Raw genomic sequence first — 14,759 nt, forward strand, 5'->3', positions numbered from 1 at the left:
TTTGGGGCCGCTGCGCGGCTCAGCGCGGGGCAAGCCCGCTCACTACAGCAAGCCCGCTCATTGGATCGAGTTCATCGTTAATTTTTGTCGGCAATCGGCGTCTGTCCATCCCAGCCGCCGCCCAAGGCGGCGATCAGTTGCACACTGGCCACCAGGCGCGTCTGCAGCAAGGTCAGCACCGTGCGCTCGTTGCTCAACGCCGTGGCTTGCACGGTAACCACATCCAGGTAGGCAATCAGCCCGGCCTTGTACTGGTTCTGGGTCAGGCGCAGCGACTCGCGTGCTGCCGCCAGCGCTTCGTTGCTGACCACCGCCTCGTCCTCCAGCACCTTGAGTTGCACCATGTAGTTTTCCACTTCACGGAAACCATCCAGCACAGTCTGGCGGTACTTGGCGACGGTTTCGTCATAGGAGGCCACGGTGCGGTCGACTTCCGCCGAGCGCTGGCCGCCATCGAACAGGGTCATGGCCAGCTTCGGCCCCACCGACCAGAAGCGGTTCGGCAGGCTGATCCAGTCGGCGTAGGTGCTACTGGAATAACCACCGGCCAGGCTCAGGGTCAGGTCCGGGTAGTAGGCCGCCTTGGCCACGCCGATATTGGCGTTGGCGGCGATCACCGAGCGTTCGGCCGAAGCGATGTCCGGGCGACGTTCCAGCAGTTGCGACGGCAGGCTCACCGGGATCTGCGGCAGTGCCGGGATGTCTTTGCTGACCGCCAGGTTGAAGTTGGCCGGCGCCTCGCCGATCAACACCGCAATTGCGTTTTCCAGCTGGGCGCGCTGCCAGATCAAGTCGATCAGGCTGGCCTGGGTGGTCTTGAGCTGGGTTTGCGCCTGGGCCACCGCGTCCTTGCCGGAAACACCGGCGCGGTACTGGTTTTCGGTCATTTGCAGGGAGCGCTGATAGGTCTCCAGGGTCGCTTGCAGCAGGCGCGTCTGTTCGTCCATGACGCGCAGTTGCAGGTAGCTTTGCACCAGTTCCGACTGCTGGCTCAGGCGCATCGCTGCCAAATCCGCCGAGCTGGCTTCGGCACTGGCCTCGTTGGCCTCCAGGCCACGGAGCAACTTACCCCAGATGTCCGCCTCCCAGCTCACGCCCAACTGTGCGTTGAGGGTGTCGCGAATGCCGCTGCTGGAACTGCTCAGGCTCGCGCTGCTGCTGCCGGTGCCCTGGCTGGCGCGGGTTTTCCCCGCGCTCAGGTCGACGGTGGGGTAAAACGCCCCACGGGAACTGCGCACCAACGCCTGGGCCTGGCGAAAGCGTGCTTCGGCCTGGGCCACGGTCTGGTTGGAACTGTTCAGGCGCAGCACCAGGTCATTGAGCTGGCGGTCGCCGTACAACTCCCACCAGGCACCACGGGCCAGGGAATCACTGGGGGTGGCCTGGCGCCACCCCTTTGCTTCCTTGAATTGCGCCGGTTCGACCACTTCCGGGCGTTTGTAGTCGGGGCCGACGGCGCAGGCGCTGAGCAACACGCCGCAGAGCACCAGGCTCGCCACGCGGGAGCCCCGGAACAGGGCCAATCGGGCAAAGGTTGAATCGGTCATAGCGCAGTGTCCAGGGCAGCATCGGTCCGCACGCCGCGCCAGGCGTTGAAGCGATGGCGCGCGCGGTCGAGATAAAGGTAAACCACCGGGGTGGTGTAAAGGGTCAGGACCTGGCTGAACACCAGGCCGCCGATAATGGTCAGGCCCAGGGGACGGCGCATTTCCGCGCCATCGCCGGCACCCAGCAACAGCGGCAAGGCGCCGAGGATGGCCGCCAGGGTGGTCATCAGGATCGGCCGCAAGCGCAACAAGCACGCACTGCGGATCGATTCAAGCGGCCCCATGCGGTCATTGCGTTCCAGTTGCAGCGCCAGGTCGATCATCAGGATCGCGTTTTTCTTCACCACCCCGATCAACAGGAACAGGCCCAGCAGCGAGATCAGGCTGAACTCGCCTCCCGTCAGGTAGATGGCGAGCATGGCGCCGACACCCGCCGAGGGTAAGGTCGAGAGAATGGTCAACGGGTGAATGTAGCTTTCGTACAGGATGCCCAGCACCAGGTACACCGCCACCAGCGCGCCAAGGATCATGAACGGCTGGCCCTTTTGCGTGGCCGCAAAGGCATCGGCAGTGCCGGCCATCTTGGCGATCACATCTTCCGGCAAGCCGACCTTGGCAATTGCCCGTTCGATGGCCGCCGTGCCCTGCTCCACCGTCACGCCGGGCGCCATGTCGAAGGCAATGTTTTCCGAGGCGAACTGGCCTTCGTGGCTGACGCGGTCGTCGGCCAGGCTGTTCTCGTAATGGGCAATGGTCGATAACGGCACCCGTGCGCCCGTGGACGTGATCACCTGCATCTGGTTGAGAGTGATCGGGTCCTGGGCGTATTTGGGGTTGACCTCCATCACCACCTGGTACTGGTTGAGGCTGTCGTAGATGGTGGAAATCTGCCGCTGGCTGTAGGCGTTGTTCAGTACGGCCGTGACCATGTTCATGTCGATCCCCAGGCGCTTGGCCTGGTCGCGGTCGACAATCAATGTGACCTGCGCCGCACCGCGACCTTCACGGGCGTCGATGGCGGTGAGTTCCGGCAACTCGCGCAGGGCCGCCACCACTTTCGGGTACCACAGGCGCAGTGCCGCCAGGTCGCCGCTTTGCAGGATGTAGGAATACTGCGCACTGGTCTGGTCACGGCTGCCGCCGAATTGCAGGTCCTGGTCGGCCATCAGGAACAGCCGCCCGCCCGGCACCAGCGGCACGTCCTTGCGCAAACGCTCGATCACCGCCTGGGCGGAAACCTTGCGCTCGCTGATCGGCTTGAGGCGAACCAGCATCACCGCGTTGTTGGTGCCGTTGTTGCCGCCAATGAAGCCGGCCACGCTGAGCACCGCCGGATCCTTGAGTACCGCCTTGCGGAAGGTCTCCATCTTCGGCTGCATCACGCTGAACGACAGGCCGTCGTCACCGCGTACAAAGCCGATCAATTGGCCAGTGTCCTGCTGGGGCATGAAGGTTTTCGGCACCACCACGTACAGCGCCACGTTCATGCCGATGGTCAGCAACAGGCTGAGCAGGGTCAGGCGCCGGTGGCGCAGCACCCAGTCCAGGCTGGTGGCGTAGCCGGCGACCATGCGATCGTTGATCTTCTGGCTCCAGCGCTGCAAACCGGTCATCTGCGTTTTGACGTGGGGTTTGAGCCAGCGCGCGCAGAGCATCGGGGTCAGGGTCAGCGAGACAATCAGCGACACAATGATCGCCGCCGACAGGGTGATGGAAAACTCGCGGAACAGATTGGTGACAATCCCGCCCATGAACAGGATGGAGAGGAACACCGCCACCAGCGATACGTTCATCGACATCAAGGTAAAGCCGACTTCCTGGGCGCCCAGGTACGCCGCCTTCATCGGCGGCACGCCTTCGTCAATGTGCCGGGAGATGTTCTCCAGCACCACGATGGCATCGTCCACCACCAGGCCGGTGGCCAGGATCAACGCCATCAGCGAAAAGTTGTTCAACGAGAACCCGTACAGGTACATCACCGCGAAGGTGCCCACCAGTGACACCGGTACCGCCAGCGTCGGGATCAGCGAGGCGCGGAAATTGCCCAGGAACAGGTACACCACCAGGATCACCAGCCCCACGGCAATCAGCAAGGTCATCTCGGCTTCATGCAAGGTGGCGGTGATCACCGGCGAACGGTCCATGGCCAGGCTCAGCTTGACGCTGGACGGCAACACCGCCTGCAACGCCGGCAACTGCGCCTTGATCTGTCGCACCGTCTCGATGATGTTGGCGCCGGACTGGCGGTTGATCACCAGCAGTACCGCCGAGTCGTTGTTGAAGAAACCACTGTTGTAGCGGTCTTCCACACCATCGCTGATCTTGGCCACATCACCCAGACGCAAGGCTGCGCCATTCTGGTAGCGAATCAGCAGTGGCTCGTAGTCCTTGGCCTTTTCCAACTGGTCATTGGCCTGGATCTGCCAGTTGCGCTCGCTGTCTTCCAGGGAACCCTTGGGTCGGCGCTGGTTGGCGTTGGCGATGGTGTTGCGCACATCGTCGAGGGCCACGCCGTACTGGTCGAGGGCCTTGGGTTCCAGCTCGATGCGCACCGCCGGCAAGGAGCTGCCGCCAATCTGTACTTCGCCCACACCCGGAACCTGCGAGAGGCTCTGGGACAGGATGGTCGAGGCCAGGTCGTACAGCTGGCCCTTCTGCAGCACGTCCGAGGTCAGCGACAGCACCATGATCGGCGCCTGGGACGGGTTGATCTTCTTGTAGGTCGGCATGCTGCGCATACCGCTGGGCAGCAGGTTGCGCGAGGCGTTGATCGCCGCTTGCACTTCCCGCGCCGCGCCGTTGATGTCGCGGTCGGAGTCAAACGCGAGGATCACCCGGGTCGAGCCCTGGCTCGACGAACTGCTCATGGTGGTGATGCCGGCAATCGCGCCGAACGAGCGCTCCAGCGGCGTGGCCACGGTAGACGCCATCACTTCGGGGCTGGCGCCGGGCAAGCTGGCCGACACCACGATCACCGGAAAATCGATCTGCGGCAGCGGCGATACCGGCAGCAGGTTGAAGCTGACGCCGCCGAGCAACAGGATCGCCAGGCTCAGCAGCATGGTCGCGACCGGCCGGCGGATGAAAGGTCCGGACAGGTTCATGACTCAACCGGCTCCAGGCTTTGCGGCTCTTTGCGCCAGCGGCGGCCGAGGCGATCGAAGTACAGGTAGATCACCGGCGTGGTGAACAGCGTCAACACCTGGCTCACCAGCAGCCCGCCGACCATCACCAGGCCCAGCGGTTGGCGCAATTCCGCGCCGGAACCGGTGGCCAGCATCAACGGCACCGCGCCGAACAACGCTGCCAGGGTGGTCATCAGGATTGGCCGGAAGCGCAGCAGCGCCGCCTGGTAGATCGCAGTCTGCGGGTCGAGGCCCTGGTTGCGTTCGGCGTCGAGGGCGAAGTCGATCATCATGATCGCGTTTTTCTTGACGATACCGATCAACAAAATGATGCCGATGATCGCGATCATGCCCAGGTCATTGCCGCTGAGCAGCAACGCCAGCAACGCCCCTACCGCCGCCGACGGCAAGGTCGAGAGAATGGTGATCGGGTGAATGTAACTCTCGTAGAGCACACCGAGCACGATGTACATGGTGACCACCGCCGCCAGGATCAGCAGCAAGGTGCTCGACAGCGACGCTTCGAACGCCTGGGCCGCGCCCTGGAACTGGGTTTGCACGCCCACCGGCATGCCGATGTCTTTCTGGGTCTGGTTGATCAGCTCCACGCCTTTGCCCAGCGCGACGCCGGGGGCCAGGTTGAACGACATCATCACCGCCGGGAACTGGCCGATATGCGTAATTGCCAACTGCGCCTGGCGCTGTTCCACGTGGGCTAGGCTGGAGAGGCGCACCTGGCCGCCATCGGTGGTTTTCACGTGGATCTGGTTCAGCGCGTCCGGCCCAAGGGTTTCGCCGTACTGGGCCTGCAACACCACGCGGTACTGGCTGGCCTGGGTATAGATGGTGGAAATCTGCCGCTGGCCGAAGGCGTCGTACAGCGCATCGGTGATGGTCGATACGCTCACGCCCAGGCGCGAGGCCGCATCGCGGTCGATCACCAGGTACACCTGCAGGCCTTTGTCCTGCAGGTCGCTGGCCACATCAGTGAGTTCCGGCAACTGGCTGAGCGCATGCACCAGCTTGTCGCTCCACAGTGCCAGCAGCTCGGCGTCCGGCGAGGACATGCTGAACTGGTACTGGGTACGGCTCACACGGTCTTCGATGGTCAGGTCCTGCACCGGCTGCATGAACAGGCGGATGCCCACCAGCTTGTCGATTTCCGGTTGCAAACGGGTGATCACCTGGGCCGCGCTCAGGTCACGCTGGCCGTGGGCCTTGAGGTTGATCAGCAGTCGGCCGCTGTTGAGGGTGGCGTTATCGCCGTCCACACCGATATAGGATGACAGGCTTTCCACGGCGGGATCGGCCAGGATGATCTTGGCCAGTTCCTGCTGGCGCTGGCTCATGGCGGCGAAGGAAATTGATTGCGGCGCCTCGGAAATGCCCTGGATCACGCCGGTGTCCTGCACCGGGAAGAACCCCTTGGGCACCACCAGGTACAGGAATACGGTGAGGCCCAGGGTGGCGATAGCCACCAGCAGGGTCAGCGGCTGGTGCTTGAGCACCCACTGCAACATGCTCCCGTAACGCGCAATCAACCAATCGATCCAGGCGCCGCTGGCCTTGTAGAAGCGGCTTTGCTCTTGCTCCTTGGGCTCACGCTTGAGCAAGCGCGCGCACATCATCGGCGTGAGGGTCAGGGACACCACCAGGGAAATCAGGATCGCCACCGCCAGGGTGATGGCGAATTCGCGGAACAGGCGCCCGACTACGTCAGCCATGAACAGCAGCGGGATCAGCACGGCGATCAACGAAAGCGTCAGGGAAATCAGGGTGAAGCCGATCTGCTTGGCGCCCTTGAGGGCAGCGGCCAGCGGCGTTTCGCCTTCCTCGATATAGCGCGAAATGTTCTCCAGCATCACGATGGCATCGTCCACCACAAAGCCGGTGGCGATGGTCAGCGCCATCAGCGTCAGGTTGTTGATGGAGAATCCGGCCAGGTACATCACGCCAAAGGTGCCCACCAGGGACAGCGGCACGGCGATGGACGGGATGATCGTGGCACTGACCCGGCGCAGGAACAGGAACGTCACCATCACTACCAGGGCGATGGCGATGAGCAATTCGTGTTGCACATCCTTGACCGAGGCGCGGATGGTCTGGGTGCGGTCGGTGAGCACCGTCACGTCGAGGCCGGCCGGCAGGTTGTCGGTGATGCTCGGCAGCAACGCCTTGATGCGGTCCACCACCTCGATCACGTTGGCGCCCGGTTGGCGCTGGATATTCAGCAACACGGCCTGGTTTTCGTTGGCCCAAGCGGCGAGGCGTTCGTTTTCGGCGCCGTCGACGATCTGCGCCACGTCCTTGAGGCGCAGTGGCGCGCCGTTGTTGTAGGCCAGGATCAGTTCGGCGTATTGCGCGGGCGAGACTAGCTGATCGTTGGCATCGAGCATCGACACACGGGTCGGCCCGTCGAAATTGCCCTTGGGCTGGTTGACGTTGGATGCAGCGATCAGCGTGCGCACATCGGACAGGTTCAAGCCGTTGGCCGCCAGGGCCTCCGGGTTGACCTTGATGCGCACCGCCTGGCGCTGGCCGCCGGCGATGCTGACCATGCCGACGCCGCTGATCTGCGCGATTTTCTGCGCCATGCGCGTATCGACCAAGTCATTGAGCTTGGGCAGCAGCATGGTCTTGGAGGTGATCGCCAGGGTCAGCACCGGGGTATCCGCCGGGTTGACCTTGTTGTACACCGGCGGCGCCGGCAGGTCCTTGGGCAACAGGTTGGTGGCGGCGTTGATCGCGGCCTGCACCTGTTGCTCGGCGACGTCCATGTTGATGTCGAGGTTGAAACGCAGGGTCAGCACCGACGCGCCACCGGAACTGGTGGAGGCCATCTGCGTCAGGCCGGGCATCTGCCCGAACTGGCGCTCCAATGGCGCGGTGACCGCGCTGGTCATCACGTCCGGGCTGGCGCCGGGGTACAGGGTCATCACCCGGATCGTCGGGTAATCCACCTGGGGCAAGGCCGACACCGGCAACAAGCGGTACGCGATGATGCCGGCCAGGACAATGGCCAGCATGCTCAGCGTGGTAGCTACCGGGCGAAGAATAAACAGCCGCGACAGGTTCATGAACCGACCTTTTGCGCCTTGCCGGCGGTGGCGCCGGTCTCCCCTTTGGCCGCAGGCTTGCCTTGCAGGTGTTCGGTCGGGGTGGTCGGCACTTCGCTGCTGTCGTTGACCACTTCGATCTCGCTGCCATCCTTGAGACGGTCGGTGCCTTCCAGCACCACGCGGTCGCCCGCCTTGAGGCCCTCTTTGATCACGGTGTTGTCGCCATCGGTATCGCCGACCACCAGGGGCTGCATCTTGACCTTCTTGTCACCGTCCAGCACGTAGACAAAGGTGCCGCTGTTGCCGAACTGGATCGCCGCCGACGGCGCCAGCACCACGTTATGCAGGGTGTCGGCCAGCAGGTGCACATTGACGAACTGGTTGGGGAACAGCGCCTGGTCCTTGTTATCGAAACGCGCCTTGAATTTCAGGGTGCCGGTGGTGACGTCGATCTGGTTGTCCAGGCTCTGCAGCACGCCAGTGGCCTGTTTCTTCACGTCGCCACGGTCCCAGGCCTCTACTGGCAGTTTGTTGCCGGCGTGGTAGCGGGTGAGCACGGTTTCCAGGGTGTTTTCCGGCAGGGTGAAGGCCACGCTGATCGGCTGGGTCTGGGTGATTACCGCGAGGAAGGTGGTGTCGTTGGCCGCCACCAGGTTGCCCACGTCGACCTGGCGCAGGCCAACGCGGCCGCTGATCGGCGCACGGATCTTGGTGAATTCGAGGTTGAGCTTGGCGTCATCTACCGCGCCCTGGTTGGTCTTGACAGTGCCCTGGTATTGCAGGACCAATGCTTCGGCGGTGTCCAGGGTCTGTTTGGCGATGCTGTCCTGGGCGTACAGGTCGCGGTAACGCTGCACATCGACCTGGGCGTTTTTCAGCTGGGCCTGGTTCTGCATCAGCGTGCCCTGGGCCTGGAGCAAGGCGTTCTGGTAGCTGCGCGGGTCGATCTCGGCGAGCAGGTCGCCGGCCTTGACCATCTGGCCTTCTTCAAAGGCGATCTTCACCAGCTCGCCGCCCACCCGGCTACGCACATTGATGGTATTGAGCGCGGTCACCGTGCCCAGTGCCTTGTAGTACACCGGGAATTCTCCCAGCACGGCCGGGGCCACGCGCACCGGCACCGGGCCGGCCGAGCCGCCGAACCCCGGGCGCATCATCCCCGTCTTGCCGGCATGGCCCGCAGGCTTTTCGGCGCCATCCTTATGGCTGCCGGGCCAGAATTTCCAGCACAGGCCGGCGATAACCAGCAGCACGAGCAGGCCGAACAGCCAGCGGCGGGATTTACGGGGGGAGGATTGCATGGAGTGATCAACCATTGGGCGCGAGAGCTTCTTCTTTGGGAGGCTGAAAGATAAGCACTGGGGCGCATTTAGAAAAGCGCCTTTACCGGCTATTTACCTTGGGCTTACAACTTTTAACTGCTGATCTTAGTCTGCCCGCTATTTCGCTAAGCAGTTGAGGCACAAATAAAAACGGCCTGGACTAGGCCAGGCCGCAATCATGCATCAAGCGTGTTACTGCAAAACGACAGTAACGTACCGAAACAGTTACTTCAAAACAGCCAGGGCTGCTTCGTAGTTCGGCTCCTGGCCGATTTCCGCAACCAGTTCGCTGTGCAGCACGTTGTTGTTCTCGTCCAGTACCACCACGGCGCGGGCAGTCAGGCCCTGCAGTGGGCCGTCGGCGAGGGAAACGCCGTAGTCGACAGCGAAGTCGGCGTTGCGGAAGTCCGACAGGCTCAGCACATTGTCCAGGCCTTCGGTGCCGCAGAAACGCTTCTGGGCAAACGGCAGGTCAGAGGAAATGCACAGCACGACCGTGTTGCTCAGGTCGTTGGCCTGGGCGTTGAACTTGCGTACCGAGGTCGCGCAGGTCGGGGTGTCAACGCTTGGGAAGATGTTCAGCACCTTGCGCTTGCCGGCGAAGGTTTCCAGGGTCGCTTGCGACAGGTCGGTAGCAACCAGGCTGAACTCGGGAGCGGTGGAGCCGGTTTTCGGCAGTTCGCCTTCAACCTGGACAGGATTACCACGAAGGGTGACTTGAGCCATGAACAGAATCCTTATGCTGGGTTTGATGAAACGAATTCGAGAGGCGGAAGTTAACCACAAAGTGCGATGGCTACCTACCGCCAGACATAAATTGTCATGCCGCCGGTTATGGTTTAATTGCGCGCCGATCGCCCTGCCCTTCAAGGAACCTGTTGTTGATGAATCAGCCTGCCACCAAAGTCCTGGTCATTGGTTATGTCTGGCCGGAGCCGTGTTCCTCGGCCGCAGGCGGGCACATGATGCAGATTCTTCAGAGCTTTCTTACACAAGGCTGGGACATAACCTTCAGCAGCCCCGCGACCATCGGCGAGCACAAGGCCGATTTGCCTGCACTGGGCATCGCCGAATGCGCCATCGAACTCAATAACCGCAGTTTCGATGATTTTATTCGCGAGTTGGCCCCGGATATCGTGCTGTTCGACCGTTTCATGATGGAGGAGCAGTTCGGCTGGCGCGTCGAAAAATGCTGCCCAGGCGCCCTGCGTGTCCTGGAAACCTCCGACCTGCAAAGCTTGCGCGATGCCCGTCACCAACGCGTCAAGGATCACCTGAAGGCGCATCCCGACACCGAGGACTTCAGCGCGTTGTTCTGCCCGGCACTGCCGGAAGAGTTCCGACTAATGGCCGAGACCGACCTGGCCAAACGGGAAATCGCGGCGATTTACCGCTGCGACATCAGCCTGATGATCTCCGACGTGGAAATCCGCCTGCTGACCGAGCACTTCAAGGTGCCGCCCGCCCTGCTCCACTGGTGCCCGCTGATGCTGGAGCGGCCGACCGAGCCCTTCGCGCCATTTGAAGACCGCGCGCATTTCCTCAGCATCGGCAACTTCCGCCACGCCCCCAACTGGGATGCGGTGCTCTGGATGAAAAACAGCCTGTGGCCGCTGATCCGCCAGCAACTCCCGGGAGCGCAACTGCACATTTATGGCGCCTACACCCCGCCCAAAGCCACGGCCTTGCATAACCCGGCACAAGGGTTTCATGTGATGAACTGGGCCGAAGACGCCTTGCAAGTGATGACGGCGGCGCGCATCTGCCTGGCACCGTTGCGGTTCGGCGCCGGGATCAAGGGCAAGCTGGCAGATGCAATGCTCTGCGGCACGCCAAACGTCACCACGCCAATCGGCGCCGAGGCCATGGGGGATGAACAGCCATGGCCTGGCGCAATAGAACAGAGCGCACCTGCCCTCGCGGCGGCGGCGGTGGCGTTGTATCAAGACCGTGAACGCTGGACCCAGGCCCAGGAAGACGGTCGCCAACTGCTGGCCCGGCGGTATGACCAGGACATCCACGGCCCGGCGCTGGTGGCCTGCCTGGAGCAGTGCCGTCAACACCTCGCGGCCCATCGACGCGATAACTTCACTGGCAGCATGCTGCGCCACCACGCCCATAAAAGTACCCAGTACATGTCGCAGTGGATCGAGGCAAAAAACCGCAACGTATAAACATCGACGCTGGCGAGGTCGTGCGCAAGGGGGCATTATCCTACGCAGCAACCACAATAAAGCGACGGCAGCATGACCCGAGCAGCGCGCATCACCGACCCTTCCTACGAACTGATGGACGACCACAACGGCCTGTCCATCATCTATCGCCAACACGGTTTCCCTTGCCCGCTGGTGCGCTGGCACTTCCACAAGGAATACGAGCTGCACCTGATCGTCGCCAGCTCCGGCAAGGTGTTTATCGGCGACTATATCGGCAACTTCTACCCGGAAAGCCTGTTTCTCACCGGCCCCAACCTGCCCCACAACTGGATCAGCCAGGTGGACGAAGACGAGGTGGTGCCCAAGCGCGACATGCTGGTGAATTTCACCGATGAACTGTTCGAGCACGGCAGCCACATCTTCGCCGAACTCAAAAGCCTGGCACCACTGCTGGAACGCGCGCAGTACGGCATCGAGTTTCGCTGCAAAAAGACCATCGCCCAGGCCATGACCCTGATGCAACGCATCGAGGACGCCCAGGGCATGGCGCGCCTGGGGCACTTCTTTATCCTGCTGGAAGTATTGAGCGCCTGCGAGGACTACCAACTGCTGTCCGGTGTGACCACGCCGCAACTGGCCGATGAACACAGCATCGACCGCACCAACCGTGCAGTGGATTACATTTTTGCGCACTACGCGCGCGAGTTGCCGCTTGAGGAAGTGGCGGAATACCTGGGGATGAAGCCGACTTACTTCTCACGCGTGTTCAAACAGGCTACCGGGCGTACGTTCATCGAATTCGTCAATCGTTTGCGTATCAGCAAATCCTGCGAGTTGTTGGCCGATGGGGATAAAGCCGTGACGGATGTGTGTTTCGAGTCGGGCTTCAACAATATTTCCAACTTCAACCGACGCTTCCAGCAGCTTAAAGGCATGACCCCTTCCCACTACCGGCGCCTGGCGGTGCAGCGGCTCACCGAACAGAACCTGGCTTAATAGTTTCAGCCGGCTTGAGCCCGAGTGCAAAAAAGTATCAGTGCCAGTGCGCCCAAGGATTTGTCACAACCCCATTTCGAGGCTGTAATCAACGCACACTCTTCCTGACAGCTCGTGGGAAGACACAACAACAATAACTGTCCTTCTGTAGCCCCCTGGGCGCGGAAACGGAGTGCGCGATGAAATTCACAGCAAAAGTTCTGCTTGCCTCTACCTGCTTGACTATCAGCGCCGTCAGCCTTGGCGCGCAGACCCTGACCATTGCCACCGTCAACAACAGCGACATGATCCGTATGCAAAAGCTCTCGAAAACCTTCGAGGCCGAGCATCCGGAGATCAAGCTGAACTGGGTGGTGCTCGAAGAGAACGTACTGCGTCAACGCCTGACCACCGACATCGCCACCCAGGGTGGGCAGTTCGATGTATTGACCATCGGCATGTACGAAGCTGCACTGTGGGGCGCCAAGGGTTGGCTGGAGCCGATGAAGGATCTGCCGGCGTCCTACGACCTCGACGATGTATTCCCTTCAGTGCGTGACGGTTTGTCCGTGAAAGGCTCGCTGTATGCCCTGCCGTTCTACGCCGAAAGCTCGATCACCTATTACCGCACCGACCTGTTCAAGGACGCCGGGCTGACCATGCCCGACCACCCGACCTGGACCCAGATCGGCGAATTCGCCAGCAAACTCACCGACAAGACCAAAGAGCAATACGGCCTGTGCCTGCGCGGCAAAGCCGGTTGGGGTGAAAACATGGCGCTGATCACCACCCTGGCCAACGGCTACGGCGCGCGGTGGTTCGATGAGAAATGGCAACCGGAGTTCAACGGCCCTGAATGGAAGGATGCGCTGAACTTCTACGTCGACAACATGAAGAAATCCGGCCCGCCGGGCGCTTCCAGCAACGGTTTCAATGAAAACCTGGCGCTGTTCAACAGCGGCAAGTGCGCGATCTGGGTGGATGCCAGCGTGGCCGGCTCGTTCGTCACCGACAAGACCCAGAGCAAAGTGGCTGACCATGTCGGCTTCACCTTTGCCCCTCATGAGAAGACCGACAAAGGTACGTCGTGGTTGTACTCCTGGAGCCTGGCCATTCCAACCAGTTCCAAGGCCAAGGACGCCGCCAAGGTGTTCACCAGCTGGGCCACCTCCAAGGAATATGGCGCTTTGGTTGCCAAGACCGATGGCGTTGCCAACGTACCACCAGGCACGCGCAAGTCGACCTACAGCGACGAGTACATGAAAGCCGCACCGTTTGCCAAGGTGACGCTGGAATCGCTGAAAGTCGCCGACCCGACCAAGCCGACGCTCAAGCCGGTGCCGTATATCGGTATCCAGTTGGTGACTATCCCTGAATTCCAGGCGATCGGCACCCAGGTCGGCAAGTTCTTCTCGGGCGCGCTGACCGGTCAGCAGACGGTGGACCAAGCCTTAACCGCCGCACAGACCACCACCGAGCGTGAAATGAAGCGGGCGGGCTACCCCAAATAACCCAGGCCCACCCACAGTCAAATGTGGGAGGGGGCTTGCCCCCGATAGCAATCCAACAGTTGATGAATGTGTGACTGACACACCGCTATCGGGGGCAAGTCGAATCGTCGCACCGCCCCTCCCACATTGACCGCGCTCCGATTCGTATCTGACTGGTCTTGACCCTAATGAATACACCCGCCAAAAACCGCCTGACCAACCCCGGCTGGTTCCTCGTCAGCCCCTCGGTGGCCTTGCTGCTGCTGTGGATGATCGTGCCGCTGGGCATGACCCTGTACTTTTCGCTGATCCGCTACAACCTGCTCTACCCCGGTGAAAACCAGTTTGTCGGGCTGGAGAACTTCACGTATTTCGTGACCGACTCGGGCTTCCTGCCCGGTGCTACCAATACCCTGTTGCTGGTGGGCAGCGTGCTGCTGATCAGCGTGGTGTTCGGTGTGTTGATCAGTGCCCTGCTGGAGGCCAGTGAGTTCTTCGGCCGTGGCCTGGTGCGGGTGTTGTTGATCTCGCCGTTCTTCATCATGCCCACCGTCGGTGCGCTGATCTGGAAGAACCTGATTTTCCACCCGGTGTCGGGGATTCTTGCCGCCGTGTGGAAGCTGTTCGGTGCCGAGCCGGTGGACTGGCTGGCGCACTACCCGTTGCTGTCGATCATCATCATCGTGTCGTGGCAATGGCTGCCCTTTGCAATCCTGTTGCTGATGACCGCCATGCAGTCCCTCGACCAGGAACAAAAGGAAGCCGCACGCCTGGACGGTGCCGGCGCCATCGCGATCTTCTGGCACCTGACCCTGCCTCACCTGGCCCGGCCGATTGCCGTGGTGGTGATGATCGAAACGATTTTCCTGCTCTCGGTGTTCGCCGAAATCTTCACCACCACCAACGGCGGCCCCGGCTACGCCTCGACCAACCTCGCCTACCTGATCTACAACCAGGCGCTGGTGCAGTTCGACGTGGGCATGGCCTCGGCTGGCGGCTTGATTGCCGTGGTCATCGCCAATATCGCGGCGATCATCCTGGTGCGGATGATCGGCAAAAACCTGACTGACAAGCCTTGAGGGCCG

9 protein-coding genes are annotated in these 14,759 nt (G+C 61.8%); 4 read left to right on the forward strand and 5 right to left on the reverse strand.

What is annotated here, in order from left to right:
• Positions 1-77: 77 nt before the first annotated feature.
• From M2497_RS17185 to tpx, 5 genes are all read right to left on the reverse strand, one after another.
• The gene (locus M2497_RS17185; protein WP_248481856.1) at positions 78-1,547 is read right to left on the reverse strand and encodes an efflux transporter outer membrane subunit; all 1,470 of its coding nucleotides are present in this window, start codon (positions 1,545-1,547) and stop codon (positions 78-80) included.
• A complete protein-coding gene (locus M2497_RS17190; protein WP_248481858.1) occupies positions 1,544-4,651 on the reverse strand; it encodes an efflux RND transporter permease subunit in 3,108 nt (1,035 codons plus the stop codon). The genes M2497_RS17185 and M2497_RS17190 overlap by 4 nt, the downstream gene beginning before the upstream one ends.
• A complete protein-coding gene (locus tag M2497_RS17195) occupies positions 4,648-7,749 on the reverse strand; it encodes an MdtB/MuxB family multidrug efflux RND transporter permease subunit (RefSeq protein ID WP_248481860.1) in 3,102 nt (1,033 codons plus the stop codon). The genes M2497_RS17190 and M2497_RS17195 overlap by 4 nt, the downstream gene beginning before the upstream one ends.
• Positions 7,746-9,047, reverse strand: a complete 1,302-nt coding sequence (locus tag M2497_RS17200) for an MdtA/MuxA family multidrug efflux RND transporter periplasmic adaptor subunit (protein ID WP_248481862.1) — start codon at positions 9,045-9,047, stop codon at positions 7,746-7,748. The genes M2497_RS17195 and M2497_RS17200 overlap by 4 nt, the downstream gene beginning before the upstream one ends.
• A gap of 231 nt (positions 9,048-9,278) precedes the next feature.
• Complete coding sequence (gene tpx / locus M2497_RS17205) at positions 9,279-9,779, reverse strand: thiol peroxidase (RefSeq protein ID WP_248481864.1); 501 nt, start codon at positions 9,777-9,779, stop codon at positions 9,279-9,281.
• A gap of 158 nt (positions 9,780-9,937) precedes the next feature.
• Here tpx and M2497_RS17210 point away from each other — a divergent pair, with 158 nt between their 5' ends.
• The 4 genes from M2497_RS17210 to M2497_RS17225 all read left to right on the forward strand — a co-directional run bounded on the left by M2497_RS17210 (position 9,938) and on the right by M2497_RS17225 (position 14,753).
• Positions 9,938-11,227: a glycosyltransferase gene (locus M2497_RS17210; protein ID WP_248481865.1), complete on the forward strand. Its 1,290-nt coding sequence runs from the start codon at positions 9,938-9,940 to the stop codon at positions 11,225-11,227.
• Positions 11,228-11,299: 72 nt separating this feature from the next.
• Positions 11,300-12,205, forward strand: a complete 906-nt coding sequence (locus M2497_RS17215; protein ID WP_248481866.1) for an AraC family transcriptional regulator — start codon at positions 11,300-11,302, stop codon at positions 12,203-12,205.
• Between the two features lie 179 nt (positions 12,206-12,384).
• On the forward strand, positions 12,385-13,695 hold the full coding sequence (locus tag M2497_RS17220; RefSeq protein ID WP_248481867.1) for a sugar ABC transporter substrate-binding protein: 1,311 nt from the start codon (positions 12,385-12,387) through the stop codon (positions 13,693-13,695).
• Between the two features lie 167 nt (positions 13,696-13,862).
• The gene (locus M2497_RS17225) at positions 13,863-14,753 is read left to right on the forward strand and encodes a sugar ABC transporter permease (protein ID WP_248481868.1); all 891 of its coding nucleotides are present in this window, start codon (positions 13,863-13,865) and stop codon (positions 14,751-14,753) included.
• The last annotated feature ends 6 nt before the right edge of the window (positions 14,754-14,759 follow it).

It is taken from the genome of Pseudomonas sp. CYM-20-01, from assembly GCF_023169845.1.
GTDB classification, from domain to species: Bacteria; Pseudomonadota; Gammaproteobacteria; order Pseudomonadales; family Pseudomonadaceae; genus Aquipseudomonas; species Aquipseudomonas azotoformans.

Coding starts and splice junctions, on each gene's coding strand:
- M2497_RS17185 (WP_248481856.1), bottom strand. CDS start 1,547: ATGACCGATTCAACCTTTGCCCGATTGGCCCTGTTCCGGGGCTCCCGC.
- M2497_RS17190 (WP_248481858.1), bottom strand. CDS start 4,651: ATGAACCTGTCCGGACCTTTCATCCGCCGGCCGGTCGCGACCATGCTG.
- M2497_RS17195 (WP_248481860.1), bottom strand. CDS start 7,749: ATGAACCTGTCGCGGCTGTTTATTCTTCGCCCGGTAGCTACCACGCTG.
- M2497_RS17200 (WP_248481862.1), bottom strand. CDS start 9,047: ATGGTTGATCACTCCATGCAATCCTCCCCCCGTAAATCCCGCCGCTGG.
- tpx (WP_248481864.1), bottom strand. CDS start 9,779: ATGGCTCAAGTCACCCTTCGTGGTAATCCTGTCCAGGTTGAAGGCGAA.
- M2497_RS17210 (WP_248481865.1), top strand. CDS start 9,938: ATGAATCAGCCTGCCACCAAAGTCCTGGTCATTGGTTATGTCTGGCCG.
- M2497_RS17215 (WP_248481866.1), top strand. CDS start 11,300: ATGACCCGAGCAGCGCGCATCACCGACCCTTCCTACGAACTGATGGAC.
- M2497_RS17220 (WP_248481867.1), top strand. CDS start 12,385: ATGAAATTCACAGCAAAAGTTCTGCTTGCCTCTACCTGCTTGACTATC.
- M2497_RS17225 (WP_248481868.1), top strand. CDS start 13,863: ATGAATACACCCGCCAAAAACCGCCTGACCAACCCCGGCTGGTTCCTC.